This window comes from Prochlorococcus marinus str. SB (assembly GCF_000760115.1).
GTDB lineage: Bacteria > Cyanobacteriota > Cyanobacteriia > PCC-6307 > Cyanobiaceae > Prochlorococcus_A > Prochlorococcus_A marinus_D.
This window is the reverse complement of the sequence record NZ_JNAS01000002.1, coordinates 61,320-78,478: the sequence shown is the minus strand read 5'-3', so window position 1 is coordinate 78,478 and position 17,159 is coordinate 61,320. Positions and strand designations below refer to the sequence as shown.

At 31.5% G+C, this 17,159-nt stretch carries 13 protein-coding genes; 4 read left to right on the top strand and 9 right to left on the bottom strand.

Annotated features, from left to right (window positions below; all coding sequences use genetic code 11):
- Positions 1 to 3: 3 nt before the first annotated feature.
- From glgB to EV02_RS05845, 5 genes are read right to left on the bottom strand one after another with little or no spacing between them, the layout of a single operon-like run.
- Entirely contained in the window at positions 4 to 2,268 is a 2,265-nt protein-coding gene (gene glgB, locus EV02_RS05830) for a 1,4-alpha-glucan branching protein GlgB (protein WP_032519327.1), read from the bottom strand.
- Positions 2,269 to 2,320: 52 nt separating this feature from the next.
- A complete protein-coding gene (locus EV02_RS05835) occupies positions 2,321 to 3,901 on the bottom strand; it encodes a CocE/NonD family hydrolase (RefSeq protein ID WP_032519325.1) in 1,581 nt (526 codons plus the stop codon).
- Positions 3,902 to 3,908: 7 nt separating this feature from the next.
- Complete coding sequence (locus tag EV02_RS09735) at positions 3,909 to 4,175, bottom strand: hypothetical protein (protein WP_032519323.1); 267 nt, start codon at positions 4,173 to 4,175, stop codon at positions 3,909 to 3,911.
- A gap of 52 nt (positions 4,176 to 4,227) precedes the next feature.
- Positions 4,228 to 4,635 (bottom strand): DUF4332 domain-containing protein, encoded by a 408-nt coding sequence (locus tag EV02_RS05840; protein WP_032519322.1) that lies wholly within the window; start codon positions 4,633 to 4,635, stop codon positions 4,228 to 4,230.
- Between the two features lie 11 nt (positions 4,636 to 4,646).
- Complete coding sequence (locus EV02_RS05845; protein WP_032519320.1) at positions 4,647 to 5,090, bottom strand: DUF2518 family protein; 444 nt, start codon at positions 5,088 to 5,090, stop codon at positions 4,647 to 4,649.
- Between the two features lie 115 nt (positions 5,091 to 5,205).
- Between EV02_RS05845 and EV02_RS05850 the strand changes: the two genes are divergently transcribed.
- The 4 genes from EV02_RS05850 to EV02_RS05865 all read left to right on the top strand — a co-directional run bounded on the left by EV02_RS05850 (position 5,206) and on the right by EV02_RS05865 (position 11,452).
- Positions 5,206 to 9,102, top strand: a complete 3,897-nt coding sequence (locus tag EV02_RS05850; protein ID WP_032520435.1) for a translocation/assembly module TamB domain-containing protein — start codon at positions 5,206 to 5,208, stop codon at positions 9,100 to 9,102.
- A gap of 66 nt (positions 9,103 to 9,168) precedes the next feature.
- On the top strand, positions 9,169 to 10,479 hold the full coding sequence (locus EV02_RS05855; RefSeq protein WP_032519319.1) for a glutamate-5-semialdehyde dehydrogenase: 1,311 nt from the start codon (positions 9,169 to 9,171) through the stop codon (positions 10,477 to 10,479).
- Between the two features lie 11 nt (positions 10,480 to 10,490).
- Positions 10,491 to 10,850, top strand: a complete 360-nt coding sequence (gene folB / locus EV02_RS05860) for a dihydroneopterin aldolase (RefSeq protein WP_032519318.1) — start codon at positions 10,491 to 10,493, stop codon at positions 10,848 to 10,850.
- Positions 10,851 to 10,858: 8 nt separating this feature from the next.
- A complete protein-coding gene (locus tag EV02_RS05865) occupies positions 10,859 to 11,452 on the top strand; it encodes an esterase/lipase family protein (protein ID WP_032519317.1) in 594 nt (197 codons plus the stop codon).
- Here EV02_RS05865 and EV02_RS05870 read toward each other — a convergent pair.
- From EV02_RS05870 to EV02_RS05885, 4 genes are all read right to left on the bottom strand, one after another.
- The gene (locus EV02_RS05870) at positions 11,445 to 13,532 is read right to left on the bottom strand and encodes a M3 family metallopeptidase (RefSeq protein ID WP_032519314.1); all 2,088 of its coding nucleotides are present in this window, start codon (positions 13,530 to 13,532) and stop codon (positions 11,445 to 11,447) included. The genes EV02_RS05865 and EV02_RS05870 overlap by 8 nt on opposite strands.
- Positions 13,533 to 13,545: 13 nt before the next feature.
- Positions 13,546 to 15,087: an NAD(P)H-quinone oxidoreductase subunit 4 gene (locus EV02_RS05875; protein ID WP_032519312.1), complete on the bottom strand. Its 1,542-nt coding sequence runs from the start codon at positions 15,085 to 15,087 to the stop codon at positions 13,546 to 13,548.
- Between the two features lie 79 nt (positions 15,088 to 15,166).
- Positions 15,167 to 16,114, bottom strand: a complete 948-nt coding sequence (thrB, locus tag EV02_RS05880) for a homoserine kinase (protein ID WP_032519311.1) — start codon at positions 16,112 to 16,114, stop codon at positions 15,167 to 15,169.
- A 9-nt stretch (positions 16,115 to 16,123) separates the two neighbouring features.
- Entirely contained in the window at positions 16,124 to 17,158 is a 1,035-nt protein-coding gene (locus EV02_RS05885) for a glucokinase (RefSeq protein ID WP_032519310.1), read from the bottom strand.
- Between the last annotated feature and the right edge of the window lies 1 nt (position 17,159).

Below are 17,159 nucleotides of genomic sequence, written 5' to 3'. Positions count from 1 at the left end.
TTCTTATTTTTTTGATTGATGTTTGAATATACTCACGCTTAATGGGGGCAAAGCAAGTTCTAGAGCATTTTGATAATCATGAATATTGTAATTTATAGTTTCTTTACCCCCCATATTTCCTTTGTTACTGCCCCCGTATCTAGAGCCATCTGAATTAAATATTTCTTTATAGAATCCTTCCACAGGAACTCCTACTTTGTATAACCCATGAGTATTAGGTGTAAAGTTAGCAACAACAACAAGCCACTCATTGGTATCGTTTTCTCTTCTCATGAAACTTATAACCGAATTAGATTTGTCATTACAATCAATCCATTGGAATCCATAAGGATCAAAGTCATTTTTCCATAATGCAGGTTCATTTTTATAAAGAACGTTTAGGTCATCAATCAAGTTTCTGATACCCTTATGGGGCTCAAATTCTAGTAACTCCCATTGCAGATCATCCCAAACATTCCATTCTTGTCTTTGCCCAAATTCCATTCCCATAAATATTGTTTTTTTACCAGGGTGGGTCCACATATAAGTTAGTAATGCACGAGTATTTGCATATTTCTTCCAGTCATCGCCAGGCATTTTATGCAAAAGATGACTTTTACCATGGACAACCTCATCATGACTAAGTGCAAGCATAAAGTTCTCTGTATAGTTATATGTAATTGAGAAAGTCACACTATTTTGATGGAATTGCCTAAACCAAGGATCTATTTCAAAATAATCAAGCATATCGTGCATCCATCCCATATTCCATTTCAAGTTAAACCCTAACCCTCCCATGTCAGTTGGTTTGGTTACCATTGGCCAAGTTGTTGATTCTTCAGCGATAGAAAGTGCACCTGGGAAGTGTTGGAAGAGTACATGATTAGCCTGTTGAAGAAATTTAACGGCTTCTATATTTTCATTCCCACCATTTTCATTGGGTATCCATTCTCCATCAGGACGTAGATAATCTCTGTAAAGCATAGAAGCTACAGCATCTACTCTTATGCCATCAATATGAAACTCTTCAAACCAATAAACGAGATTTGCTACTAAGAAATTTCTTACTTCGTTTCTGCTGTAATTAAATATTAGGGTTCCCCATTCTTTGTGTTCACCTATTCGTGAATCTCCATGCTCATAAAGATGGCAGCCATCAAAAAATGCTAAACCATGCTTATCTTTTGGAAAATGACCGGGCACCCAATCAAGAATTACGCCTATGCCCTCTTCATGACATTTATTTACAAACTCTCTAAATTCATTTGGAGTGCCAAATCTACTTGTTGGTGCATACCAGCCTGTAACTTGGTATCCCCATGAACCATCGAAAGGATGTTCAGATATTGGCATTAGTTCAATATGAGTGAATCCTCTTTCTTTTACGTAAGGGATTAGTTTCTTGGTTAATTCTGGATAAGTTAATAATCGTGTTCCAGGTTTTAAATCGGCTGCAGGTACTGGGTCTCTTGGTTCACCATTATCCTCCAGATATTTATTATCTGTTGATTCATGGAGCCAACTCCCTAAATGCATTTCATAAACTGAAATTGGCTTATTAATTTGACTTGAAGAATCTCTGTTTGAAATCCAAGAGCTATCATTCCAATTAAAGTTTTTCAACTTTGAAACAATTGAACCATTTTGAGGTCTAATTTCATGAAGGAATCCATATGGATCAGCTTTCTCATAAATATGACCTTGTTGTGTTCTTATTTCGTATTTATATGTGTCGCCCTCTTGCATTGATGGCATGAATAGTTCCCAAATTCCCCCTAATCTTTTTTGCATTGGATGATGTCTTCCATCCCAAGAATTTATATCTCCAATTATCGAGATTGATTTTGCATTTGGAGCCCAAATGCAAAACATGACCCCTTTTTGATTCTTTTCTTCAATGAGATGTGCTCCCATTTTTTTCCAAATATGATGATGATTACCTTCTGCAAAAAGATGTCTATCAACTTCTCCCATCCACTCTTCTTTATATGACCAAGGGTCATGTTGTGTATGTGTGATCCCTCCTCGTGAAATATTTATTTCGTAATTTTGATTTGGGTTTTCAGGCAGGATAGCTTCAAAAAGCCATTTATGGTTTATGCTTTCCGCCTTATAGGTATTGTTTTTAAAATTTATTTTAACTTCTTCGGCTTCAGGCATCCATACCCTAATTACCCATTGTTCTTCATAAAAATGAGGACCTAATATTTTTAATGGATTATCATTGCAACAATTTTCTAGGTTGATAGCTTCTGATTTAATCCAGTCTGCTTGAATTGTCTCGATCATGACTGGTAGATATTAACGATTAATAATATCAAATGATTAACCAAAAAATTAATTATTTATAAAAAAAAGGGGTCATTTTCATAAATGTTTTATCAAGGCAAAAACTTAAAGTAATAACTCTATGATTTGCCGAAGGAGATCCAATATTCCCCTCCCCAAATCCAGGATTAACTCCAATAGCGGGATAAGCTGCTGCAGATATAGATAAGCGAAGCTTGCTATCTTTAATTAAACAAATATTTGTTGGTTGCATTGTAATTTGATAAATGCATTCTTCATTTATTTTGGAGTTTTTAACCCTCAAGAATCCGGTTGAAAATTGATTCACCTTTTCACTACCTTCTTCAACTAGAGATAAAGCAAGGCAGATGTCAAAATTGGGCTGATCACTTTTTACTTGGATTTCTAATATGGGGACTCCTGTTAAATATTGATCTTCTTCAAAAGAATTGGTTTGAAAAACACCTACATCAAGTCGTTTATCAATAATGCTTCTGTTAAATTTTCCTGGATTTGGACCTAAATGTCCACCGTCAGATGGAGTAGGTCTCCATGGGTCATGAACAATTGTGAACCATCCTGATCCTTTTGAATTTATGGTCAGACTTCCATCTTCAACCTCTATATTTGCTGTACCATCGCTTTTGAGTCCATAAATAAATTCAGGATTAAATTTGTTATCTAAATCTTCCCATTTATTTAATGAAATATTCCATATTTTTTTCTCGTCTTTTAAATTTTTAGAATTAAAATCCTCATCTAATTTTAAATGTTTATCAAAAAAATTTAATAAAGATTCTTGTGATCCCTCCCACCAATTTAGATGTGTTGCATTCCCAATAATAATCTCTGGGCTCCCACCAGCTTCTTTAGATTTTTTATAAAGATCAAAGGCACCTTTTAAATGTGGATCCCATAGTCCTCCAATAATTAACATAGGTTGTTTAATCCATGTTGAGATTGGTTTAAATTCTTCAAATGGGCGAGCATTATTTAAATTTTTAAGCCATTCCAAAACAAAGCTATTAGGATCATATTTTTTTAAAATTTCAATTCCTTCAGTTAAATAACTTTTATTTTCTAAGGCTAATCTTATTTTTTCCCACTCAAACAAATTATTTTCTTTTTTCATTTTTAGTGCTGCGATTTGAAGACCCCATGCAATATTGTTATGCCACCAATATGCTCCTCCATCTGAGCACCAATGATCCTTAATATTCATCCCAGTCATTGCTGGAGATAAACAATCGGGCGGCTTTGAATTTAATTCACCGGTTAGTTGAGTAAATCCTTGATAAGAAAAACCATATAAGCCAAGTTTCCCATTACATTCTTTTAGAGACCTTACCCATTCATGAGTTTCTGAAGTATCGCTAGCTTCTTGAGAAAAACCATTAAAGACTCCTTCAGAAGAACCCATACCTCTAACGTCTTGAATTATGACCATATACCCTTTGGAAGCCCACCATTCAGGATGAGAATAGGTAATAGTTGAAGCAATTTCCCTGCCATAAGGTTGTCTCATTAATAATGCAGGCCATGGCCCATTACTATTAGGTAACCAAATCCTTGATATAAGTTTTACTCCATCTCTAAGTATTAGAGACTTGTCAAACCATCTTGAACCAGACATTTAGGCTTTAGATAATGTCTGGACAGTGCAGCCCAATGACGTAAATAGAAAAGATCTCTGCGTTAACGGGGGTTAACTTTTTTTTATTTGATACATACTGTATAGCTTTATCTGAACTAGCTGAGATACCTTTTGAATTAAACTCTCTAAACTTTTGACATAAATTCCTAGCTTCGTTTGGATTTTTTTTTACATTTTCCAGTAGGTTAGATTGACTAAAAACAGGGTATAAAGAGTTGGAAAACAAAAATAATAAAAATAGCAGAGGTTTCATTTTCACTAACTTTTCCTAAATTCTACATTAAAAAATTTTTTTAACCAAGATTTTAAATAGATTTGTAGATTTGACTAGCTTTTTTAATCCATTCTTTTAAGAGAGTAAAAGTTGTATCTGTTTCAGTTTTTACTCTAAGAATTCTTTCTAATCTACCAATTTTGCTCTCTAATTCGTAAGGAGTAGATCGTGATAATGATTTAATAGAAGATATGCCGCAATGTAAAAGAAGATATGCTTGCGGAGGAGAAATTCCAATTTCTTTTTTAAAAATAGCTATAGCTCTTATTTTCTTTAGATTATTCAATGTGCATAGTGAATATGTTCTTTGAATCTCATTTATTTCTAGGTCAGAAAGATTACTTAATTTTTCAATGTCAGTTAAATTATTTTGAACAAAAAAAGATTTCTCATGTCTAAAATTATTTGGCAAAATGTCTAAAAAGGTTTTACTTTCCATTGTTTAAGAGACTAATTCATTTTGACATTTTTCTGAACTTCTCCTATGACCACTGGTTTACTTACACCATCTGAAATTTTTTCAAGTTTTCTTATCTTTATTTTTACATTCGCACCAGATCTGCTACCTTTCATTAAGTTTTCCGATAATTGTTCTAAAGTTGGGTCAATAGATTCTTCTGGAAAGTTATCATCTGCTTTAGCAATAATCAAATCGAACCCATTGTCATAAACAATCGGAACATATTTTGCACCCTCTATCATAACCTTTTCGGAGTAACTTTGTATAAATGCCCAACTACTCAAAGAAAGCAATAATGAAAAGATAGTTGCTCCAATTATTCGAAATTTAAAACCAAAATTAAATATAAAAGCTGCTATTGTGCAAATGAAAAGAAATATTCCAAAGAATCCAAAAATTTTGGGTGTGTTCTCTAATAGTTCAAAAAAAGACATTTAGTGGCTTTGACCTGATTAATTTCTTATATTTTGTAAGCCTACTCTATTTTTGGGCTCTAACTTGAAAAAAATTAGATCTCTAAATTTAAATACTAAGATTCTTTTGGTAGGGATGCTCTTACCTTTAGGTTTTTTAGGCACTTTTTTATTAAATAATTTTTTAAAAGAAACTTATAGTTCTAGGAAATTAGAACTAGAAAAAAGTATTGAAAATCTTTTAGATAAAAATGTTGATTTAGGTGATTATGTTGGGATTAGATTTCTAGGTATTTCTTTGGGTAATTCAAAAATTAATGATAAAAACAATATAAATTCTGAAATTACAGCCAAAAATGTATATGTAGGCATTATGCCTTTTAGATCTTTTTTAAAACAAAAATGGATTGTGAAAATAAGTCCTAAGGAAGCTGCCATAAATATAGATAGAGATTTTTTTAAAAGGGACGAATCTTATAAAGATGATCGAATTGCAAAAAAATCAAAATCTAAGTATGAGTTGAACTTTAACTTAAATAAATATTCACATCTGGAGTTTAATAATGCAGGATTAAAAACAAAAGTAAAAGGTAGTGTTATTTACAAGTCAAGAAATAAACAAATCATTGCAAATGTAAAATCAAATTTTGATGAAAAGGGTTTTTTAAAATTTAAATTTAATACAAAATTAAATCAAGACTTTTTAAAACTGGATTTATTTTCTAAGGGTTTAGATCTTGATAATTCTGAATATATTATTGGTAATAGAAAAATTAGCTTTAAAAAGGGTACCTTTAAATCTAACTTTAAATTTAATAAATCATCAAAGCGCACATTTTGTGAAGGAAGATTTTCTTTTACTAATTTAAAAATAAAACCAGAAGATTTAGCAGAGAATATAAATTCAGATTTAACTAGGTTTTCTTGTAAAGATAATAATTTAATTGGTAATACAGAAAAATTAAATTATGGAACTTTGACTTCTCATTTTAATCTCAATGTACCATTTAATAAAAGTTCCAATAATATTAATCTTACAGGAAGTATTGGATACATTAATAGCCTGAATCCAGATATCAAATTATCGGGTAATATTCCCTTCTGGTTTGATAGAAGAGGTATTAATTTTGGAGATGTAGATACTAGTTTCAAAATAAATAGAACACAATTATCTAATTTAAATATTTTCCGGAAAAATGATATAAGGGGTTTCATTACTGCTAAAGGAGAATTAAAAGGAAAAATTACGGATCCTGATATTTCTATATTCTTTAATGTTGATTATCCTCACTTTAAAGGTATCCGGATTAGAGAGACATGGGAGGGAGATATTAAGTATGTAAATAATGAATTTCTGCTAAATATGAAAAATAGATATTCTCCAATCCCTTCATTTCTTTCAATTAAGTTTGATTCTGATCTTAAGCTAGATAATGCAAATTTTATAAGAGTTTTTAACTCAAATAAAGGGATTGTAGGTATTGTCAAAGAGGAAGATAGTTATAAATGGCGAGCGGATAATTTTCCTCTTGATGAACTTGAATTATCTTTATACAAAAATCAATTTGATAAAATTGATGGGATTATTAATGGTGAGGGATCAATTTCGTCAGACCAGTCATCGCTATTTGGGAGACTTGCTTGGAGTTTAGGTAAATATAGAAATATTAATCTAGCCAATTCATTATTTGATTTCAGCGTCAAAAATAATTATTTTTATATAAATTCTTCACTTTATCCAATTGATGGAGGAGTAATTGAAGTCGAATTTGATTCAAATAAAAATAATTTTATTAATTCAGAATTTACGAATGTAAGTACTAGTTGGACTATTCTTACCGCTTTTGATATTTTTAACTTTGATAATAAAAAAGTTATTCCCATCAGTAAATCGAATATTTTGGATGATTTGGAAATAAATAATTATAATAAATCATTTAAAGAGAGGATCGATTTTATAGATAACTTTATTGAAAATAGGAATGTGCTAGAGGACAAATTTAATTTGCAAAAATATTTAAATAAATTTAGAAGTAGATACAATGGGAAAATTACTATACAGGGCGATAAACCAGTTAATTATAAATTGAATGCAAAATTAAATGGCTATCTTGATATACCTAAGGATGAATACAAGAATAACAAAGAGGAATTTTCTATTGATTTGGAAGGCGGATTATTAACGGGTAAAGGTTCTTTAAGAATTAATAAATTACCATTAAGTACAGCAAATATCTTTTTAAATAAACCAAGAGATTTTCTTGGAGGGTTAGATATGAATTTATTTTATGATATTGATAAAAAATCTTTCTTTAGTGAAATTTCTTCCAATAATTCATCAATTAAAAATAACACAATAATATTTGATAAAGGACTAATTGAATTTGATAACTCTATTTTTGATATTAATTTTTCAATTCTAATAAATGATTCTGAAATCCCAATTAATATTGAAGGCTTAATACCTATAAATAAATCAGATAACTTAGATCTAAGATTGATTGGGAATGGAAAATTTGTTGAGTTAATAGATATTTTTGCTGATGAATACTTTACTTTTAAAGAAGGTGATGTGAATCTAAGAATGATTCTAAAAGGTAGGTTAAATAAACCACAATTAAATGGATTTATCGTAATTAACGATTCTGAAATTGATTTTTTTAAAAATAAAATAAAAGATATTAATAGCATAATAATTTTTGATTTTGATTCTTTAGAGATCAATAATCTAAAAGCAAAGGCTGAAGATTCTGGGGAAATTTTTATAAAAGGGTCTTTGCCTTTTTATCGTAAGAATAATTCCGACGAGGCAAAAATTAATTTGAAAACAAATAGATTTACTTTAGAAAAAGATAATTTTAATTTCTTAATAGATTCAGATATAGATTTAAGTGGATCATTTGAAAGTCCTGTTTTGGGAGGCTCTCTTTCTTTTAATAATGGATTTATTAATTTTAATAGCACCAATCAAAATATCAAAAAAGAAAAAAATCTTATACGAAAAGAGGATAAAAAAGATTGGCCAGAACTCTATTGGAATAATAAAAAAAATATTGAAATAATATCAAATGAAACAATTTTGAATTCAGTTCTTTTAGGAGAAACTTTGCCTAGCTATCTAGATAATTTGAGTTTTAATAATCTTAAATTAAAACTTGGACCAGAATTTAAACTTCAATATTCAGAGATAGTTCAAGCTTATTTAGATACCAAATTAGACCTTACTATAAATGGTGCGGTAGGAAAAGATTTAAATGCTAGGGGTCTTATTTACCTAAAGAAAGGAAGAGCAAATCTATATACTACACCGTTTAAACTTAATAAAAATAAAGATAATTATATTCTATTTGCATCAAGAAGTGGTGTGGTTCCATTTATAAATTTTTCTTTAATCAGTAAAGTTCCAGATTCTATAATACCTATAAGTGAAAACAATCAGGATTTAAATGTATCAGGTGATGTTGCTGTCGACGCTGGTTCAAGCAGTTATGGTGCATTTGGAATTGGTAATACTAGGCTTATCAAAATTGAAGCATCTTATGAAGGATTTTTAGATCAATTATCTTTCGCTGATGAAAATAGAAGAATCCAATTAAGGAGCACGCCAAGCTATAGCAGATCACAAATAATTGGTTTAATTGGAGGTAACTCTGCAAATTTAATAAATAGAGCATTTATTTCGCAACTTAATAATGCTGATGCATTTAGTGAAAGATTTCAGTTTTCTTTATATCCAGCGTTGATAGAAAATAATGATTCATTTAATAATATTTTTTCCAATGAAAATTTAGATATAGAAAATGATGATCAATCATCTTCTAATCAGGAATTGTCTTCTCAAGCTTGGGTAGCCGAAATAGGGCTTGATATTACTGATGCGATAAATTTTGCCTTTCAAACCGTTCCAGGTAGAGATGATATTTCACCTTTAGGGATTTTGACTTTTCAGGCTAATCCAAACTTAGAATTATTAGGTTCTTATGATTCCAATGGGGATTGGAAAAGTCAAGTTCAGTTATTTTTTAGATATTAATTTAGAAAAAAATTTACTTTAAAGAATCTTTAATTTGAATTATTATTAAATTAACTAAAAAATATTATGACTAATATCTTTGAAGTTCCTCAACCAGATAATGATCTTTTAGAAAAAGCTAATAAAGTTCGTTCGGCATCAATAGAAATAAGTCAGACTGAAAATCAAAATCGAATTAAAGCCTTAAATTTTATGGCTGATTATCTAGAAAAAAATTCTAATGAAATATTAGATGCTAATAATTCGGATTATTCAAGTGCACAAAAAAAGGGTATTTCTAGGGCTTTACTTTCTAGATTAAAGTTATCAAAATCAAAATTAGATTCAGGAATTGAAGGAGTAAGAAAAGTTGGAGACTTAGCTGATCCTGTAAATAAAGTTCAAATTAAAAGAGAGCTTTCAAAGGGATTGATCTTAGAAAGAAAAACTGTGCCAATCGGAGTATTGGGGGTTATTTTTGAATCAAGGCCAGATGCCGTTATGCAGATTAGTTCATTAGCAATAAGATCAGGTAATGGAGTAATGCTAAAAGGTGGTAGTGAAGCTAATTTAACAAATACAGCAATAGTAAAGGCATTGCAAGAAGGTTTAAATGAATCAGGTCTTGATAAAAATGCAATATGTTTACTAACCAGTAGAAAAGATAGCATGGCGATGTTAAATCTTGAGAAATACATAAATTTAATAATTCCAAGAGGAAGTAATGAATTAGTTAAATTTATTCAGGAGAATACAAGAATTCCTGTGTTAGGCCATGCTGATGGAATTTGTCATTTGTTTATAGATATTGAGGCAAATCTAGAGATGGCTTTATCAGTCGCTTTAGACAGCAAAATTCAATATCCTGCAGCATGTAATGCTATCGAAACTTTATTAGTCCATAAAGATATCGCACCAGCTTTTTTAGAAAAGGCCATCCCTTTATTTAATTGTAATGATGTTAAATTAATTGGAGATAAGAGATCAGTTGAATTAGGGTTAAAGTATGAGGCTAGTCTAGAAGATTGGAAAACTGAATATTTGGATTTAATTTTATCGATAAAAATTGTTGATGATCTCCAGGAGGCAGTCACACATATTCAAAAATATAGTTCAAAACATACAGATGGAATAATTACTGAAAATTCAGATACTGCCAATAAATTTATGAATGTAGTTGATAGTGCAGGTGTTTTTCATAATTGCTCTACTAGGTTTGCAGATGGCTTTAGATATGGATTCGGAGCTGAGGTTGGGATATCTACTCAAACTCTTCCACCAAGGGGACCTGTAGGTCTAGAAGGTTTGGTAACTTATAAATATTTCCTAAAAGGTGATGGGAATATAGTTGATGATTTTTCATCAGGAAAGGCTATCTATACACATCAAGATCTTTAAAACTTTTAAAGATGGAAACTTTTTTAAAAATTGAGAATATTAAACTTTGGGCTAGGGTTGGCGTTCTTGATGAAGAAAGGGAATTAGGACAACTATTTATTTTAGATATTTTTTTGTGGACTGATTTTGAAAAATGTACAGTAAATGATGATATAAAAAAAACAATTGACTATTCAAAATTAGTTCAAATTTTAAAAGATCAATCAAAGAAAATATATTGTTTCACAATCGAAAAATATTCAAATGCAATTATAGAAATCATTGATCAGGAATTTAAGCTTTCTAAAGTTAAAATTATTTTGACAAAATGTAATCCTCCAATCACAGGTTTCGATGGGAAGGTCTCAATAGTAAGAATTCTTGAAAAATAACAAAATTATTGGAAAAAAGAAATCCTATTATATTGATTCATGGTCTTTGGAATACTTCAAGTATTTTTTCTTCTATTACCTCAAAACTTGATGATATTGGCATTGAATATTTTGCCCCAACTCTTAACCATTCATACGGAATGACTTCAATCATGGAGTTGACTAATAAATTAAACGAATTAATTTTAGAGAAATATGGTTTAGAAAAAGAAATAGATATTTTGGGATTTTTTATGGGAGGAATAATTGGTAGATACTGGCTTCAAAAATTTAATGGGTATAAAAGAACAAGAAGATTAATATCTATAGGTTCCCCTCATAAAGGAACTTTGATGGCTCAATTAATACCTAAATACCCCTTTAGAGGAATATCAGAAATGAAAATAAATAGTAAGTTTTTAAGAGAACTCGCAAATAATGATTTTTTTCTTGATGATATTGAGTGTATTAATTTCTTTACTTATTGGGATATGATGGTTTTCCCTGGCTGGTGGACTAATTTAAATATTGGAAAAAAAATATCAGTAAAAGTCTATAAACATAGAAACCTTGTAAGAAATAAATCTGTGGTTAACAAAATAATCGATGAAATTATTATGTAGCTCCAGATAAACCTAAGTGTCTTATTAAAGAATCAGTTTGTGGTTCTCTTCCTCTGAATAGTTTAAATATGTCTAACGGAGGCAAGCTTCCTCCCAAGCTAAGTATTGTATCTTTGAATTTCTTTCCTATTAATTTTAAATTTTCAGAGTTTTCTAGATCAGCTTCTTCAAACATTGAAAATGCATCAGCACTTAGAACTTCAGCCCATTTATATGAGTAATATCCTGCAGAATATCCCCCTGCAAATATATGACTAAAACAACAAAGAAAGTGATCTTCTTGAATTGGTTCAATAATAGTAGTATGTTTTGCAATTTCTCTTCTTATTTCATCTGCTGTTTTACCTTCATTTTTATCAATACTACTGTGCAATCTAAGGTCTGTAATTGCAAAATGTAGTTGTCTAAGAGTAGCCATACCACAATTAAAAGTTCTATTCTTCAGGAGCTTCTCAAAATTCTCATCGGATAGTTTTTCTCCTGTTTTGTAGTGCTTAGCAATATTCAAAAGTGTATTTTTATGAAAACACCAGTTTTCCATAAATTGACTTGGAAGTTCGACTGCATCCCACTCAACATTATTAATGCCAGCTGCTTGAGGAAGATTTACAGTAGTAAGCATGTGTTGAAGACCATGACCAAATTCGTGGAAAAGAGTCTGAACTTCTTCAAAACTCATCAAACTAGGTTTATCTTTTGATGGTGGAGTCTGATTACAAACTAGATAAGCTACAGGAAGGGTCTTTTTGCCAACATTATTTTTATTCAAACATTCATCCATCCAAGCCCCTCCTCTTTTTGATTCAGGCCTTGAATATGGATCTAGGTAAAAAGATGCAATTTTTTTATTTTCATTATTGAGGATATTAAAAAATAAAACGTCATCATTCCAGAGAGGTGCCTCATCAGTTGCCTCGACTACTTTAATTTCAAAAAGCTTCTCACTTAATTTAAATAAACCTTTCAAAACATCATTTAGTGGGAACCAAGGTCTCAAAGACTCTTGATCCAAATTAAACTTTTCCTTTCTAAGAAGTTCAGACCAATAACTAATATCCCATGGTTCAATATTCTGCGATTTTGGAAATCCATTAGCTTTAGAAAACTTATCGAGTGTTTCTAATTCAATTTTTGCAGCTTTGAATGCTGGTTCTCTCAATTCTTCTAATAGGTTTTCTACATTTTTTATTTCTTTAGCCATTTTCGTTGACAAACTTAGTTCTGCCCAACTTTTATAACCAAGAAGATTTGCTTGTTTAGTCCTGAGAGATAATATATCTTCAATGATTTGAGAATTACTTTTTTCTCCTTGAGAAGCCCTACTAACGAATGCCTTGTATAGCTTTTCTCTAAGATTACGCTCGGAGGCATATGTCATGAACGAAGTATAAGTTGGAATATCTAGACTTAATTTCCAAGGACCATTTTTAATATCAACTTCTTCATCTTTTTTTAAGTGATTGTGTGCAGAAATTGCCATCAATTCTAGTACTCGTTCAGGAAGACCATCTACTTCAGATTTTTTATTTAAAATTAAAAACCATTCGTTAGTGGCATCAAGAACATTGTTACTAAATTCAGTTGATAGTTCTCCAAGCTTTTCTGAAATTTTGTTGAATTCTTCTTGATCATTCTTTTGTAGTGAAATTCCTCTATGTTGCATCTCAAGAATTTCTTTATCTAAAATTCTGTTTTTAATTTGATCAAACTTATTTGTTTCTTTAAGCTTGACTAAAGAATTGTAAATTATTTTGCTTTGCCCGAACTTATTACTCAAGCTAATAATCTCTGGAAGAAATTTTGAATAAATATCTCTTAAACTTTCAGAATTATTTACAGCATTTAGGTGGCTTATTACTCCCCAACTCCATCTAAGAATTTCATTTACTTCATTTAAAGGATTTATTACCTTATCCCAATTTAAATCATTTTGAATCAAATAATTAGATAAATTTTTTTCTATGTTTTTAAATTCTTCAGCTATCTTTTCTAGTACTGCTGGGAATTGTTTACTTATGCTTTCGGGAGTAAATTTTTTAAATTCTGGTAATTCTCCATATTTAAAAATTGAGGTATCCATTTATTAAAGTAATTTAATTTACTAAGGTTGGTATTAATCCAACTAATTTAGCTAGAGTAAGCTGCTGACTGAGAGCATTGGTTGAAGATTCGTATAAATTAATGGCGATTTTGGGCCAAAAACCAATTACTAACGTAGGCAACAATAAACTGAAACCAATAGTCAATTCTCGACCATTCATCTCTTTGACTGTAGCTAGTGCGGGAATTCTAGGGCCAAAAAATACTCTTCTACACATTGATAGTAGATATATTGGTGTAAGAACTAAACCTATAGCTGCAATAAGAATAGTGATCGATCTAAAGATAGAGCTGAAGCCTTCTTGACTTGTGATACCTAAAAATACAGTTATTTCACTTATAAAACCGCTCATCCCAGGTAGTGCTAGAGAGGCTAGTGAGCTTGCTAAGAAAAAAGCAAAAGTTATTGGCAAGACCTTTGCTAAACCGCCCATATTTGGTATAGAAAGAGTATTTGTTCTTTCATAGAATGAGCCCGTAACAAAGAACATCGCTGCAGCTATTAGTCCGTGACTGATCATTTGTAGCATTGCTCCGCTAATACCTAGAGCATCTACTGCTCCAATCCCTAACAGAACAAAACCCATATGACTCACAGAGCTACATGCAATTCTCCTTTTGACATTATCTTGTGCAAATGCATTTAGAGCTCCGTAAATTATATTTATGATTCCGAGAATAATTAACGCAGGCGCAATTTGAAGATGAACTTCAGGGAGGATTTGAACATTGAATCTTAAGAGAGCATAACCTCCCATTTTTAAGAGTATTCCAGCTAGTAACATTGAAACTGGAGCATTAGCCTCTCCATGTGCATCGGGTAACCAAGTATGTAATGGAAAGATAGGAAGTTTTACTCCAAAACCAATTAAAAATCCTAAATAAGATAATAAAGCTAGGCTGCCCGATACATGTTTATTGGTTAAATCAGTAATATTTAAAGTAAAGGTATCGCCACTCAAGGCAAGTGCTAACCCACTTATGAGAATTAATAAAGAAGCTAAAGCTGTATAAAGTATGAACTTAGTTGCAGCATATAATTTCTTTTTCCCTCCCCAAATCGCAATAAGAAGATACACCGGGACTAATTCAAGTTCCCATGCCAAGAAAAACAATAGAAAATCTTGAGAAAGGAAAACTAGTGCCTGTGCTGATGCTTGGACTAGTAAAAGAGCAAAATATAGATTAGATTTTTTCTTAATTTTCCAACTAGCTGCAGCCGATAAAAATGTAATTAACCCACTTAAAGCTACTAAAGGAGCAGATAACCCATCTACTCCAAGAGACCACTCTAAGCCTATAGATGGTAGCCAAGAAGCTCTCTCTACTAGTTGTAAAGAGCTATCTGAAGTATTGAATTTTTGAAAAAGAACGCCGATAATTAGTAAAAAATCTATAAATAAAAAACTTAATGAGATATTTCTAGGGAGTGAATTATCTTCTCCTTCTTTTGAACTCAAGAAAGGCATTATTAATGCCCCAATTAAAGGCAGTAAAACAATAGATGATAGCCAAGGAAAAGATTCTAAATTCATTTATGTAATGAATAATTTTTTTATTCTAGTTGAAGTTGTACTAGCTTGAGACTATAACATTAAAAATGCCTAAGTAAAACTACTTACCGGAGATTGTGCTAAATTGGCTGCCAGTTGTTTGAACGTTTAAGAACGGTGCTCTGCTAGCTACACCTGATTTCTCCCATGCTTTCACCATGGCTTGACTGACGTTTTTACCATTTTCTTTTTTACATAAAGCTAAGATACTTGGCCCAGCCCCACTAATTGCGCATCCTAGAGCGCCTGCATTTAGTGCGGCATCTTTAACTTCTAAGCCGCCTTTAATAAGTTTCCATCTGTAGGGTTCATGTAACTTATCAAACATTCCCTCTTTTATTAGTTCCGCATTACCTGCCTTTAAGCCGTTTAGTAACAAAGTAAGTGCCCCCATATTTGTAACTGCATCAGATATGGGTACATTCTTGGGCATAACCTTTCTTGCTTCACTTGTGCTTAGACGAATCGCAGGTATTGCGACAACAGCTTTAATTGAATCGTGCCAATCACATCTAATGATTCTCCATCTTTGAGAAGAAGACCTGGCTGTCAAGCAAAGCCCACCCAGAAGTGAGGATACTACATTATCAGGATGTCCTTCTATATCAATGGCAAGTTCAAGGAGTTTTTCTTTGGACAATGGAGAGTTCATTATTGCATTCGCTCCGATTAATCCAGCAACGATTGCTGTAGCGCTACTTCCAAGCCCGCGTGCAGGTGGTACTGCCAACTTAACTCTTGCTTCAAGTGCAAAAGGATCCATATTGGCGCTCTCCCATACTTTCTGAGCTGCTCTAAAAACTAAGTTTTCAGGTCCTCCTCTTAAATGATTACCATCTGTACTTTCCATTATTAAATCAAATCTATCTCCGCCACCTTCAATTCTCGTAAAAATAAACTCATTGTACAAATCTAATGCTGCTCCAAGGCAATCGAATCCAGGCCCTAAATTTGCAGTTGTGGAAGGCACTGTTACTCTTATTTTTTTACCTATTTCAGGAATAAACATTTTTTGTTTTTAAGTTTTTAAAAGCATTTTTGCTCTGCAGGCTGCACTAAAAAGTCCAAACTCTTCATCTAAAATTACTTTTATAGGTATTGTTTTAAGAATATCTTTTAATCTTCCCTTGTCGAAAAATTGTTTTAAAAAAAAGTCTGATTTAAAGTTTTTGAAATGTTTTGATGCTGTTCCTCCAGAAATCCACAATCCGCCAAAGCACAATTCTTGAAGAGCAACATCTCCCAATAAAGAGGCATAAGTGCCTAACCAAATTTTCTCAACTTCAATCATTATCTGATCACCTTCTTTAGAAAGATTACAAATCTTTTCAGGTAGTTCTTTTCTCCCAGCATCAGAAGTTTTAATTTTTTTTAAATATTGTTGTAGAGGATGGTTTTGGGCATCAGGTTTACTTAGTCTCCATTCGGCAATTCTTGATAAACCAGTGCCGCTAATAATTCTCTCACAAGATATCCTTTCAACTTTTAGGTAATTTTTAAGCCACATTTTTAAATCCCATTCTAATTTTGACTTTGGGGAGTACTCAACATGACCACCTTCACTAGCTAAAACTTTTACTTTTTCCCCTGAAATTATTCCTCTCGCAATCCCCAAGCCAGTCCCCGCTCCAACAATGGCATGCAAATCATTATTAGAACCTTCAGAAGCGGATCCATTTTGGATAATAGAATATTGATTTTTTTTTAAAAAAGGTATTCCATAGATTTGTACAGCGAAATCATTTATGAGTTCGCAACTTTTAAAATTAAATGTGTTCTGTAGAGCATTTCCAGAAATATTCCATGACAAGTTAATGATTTTGGCGTTGTTTTTAGATAAAGGACCAGCTACGGCGAAACATGCAGTAGAAGGATGAGTAATATTCTTACATTCTTTTTTGAGAAAATCTTCTAGGATTAATTCAAAAGAACTCCAATCAGACGATATATATTTCTTTTTGAATATTAACTTAGGCGAATTATTATTTTTTTCTTTTTCGAAAATTCCTAATAAAACCTTTGTACCTCCTAAATCACAAGCTAGAAAATTCATT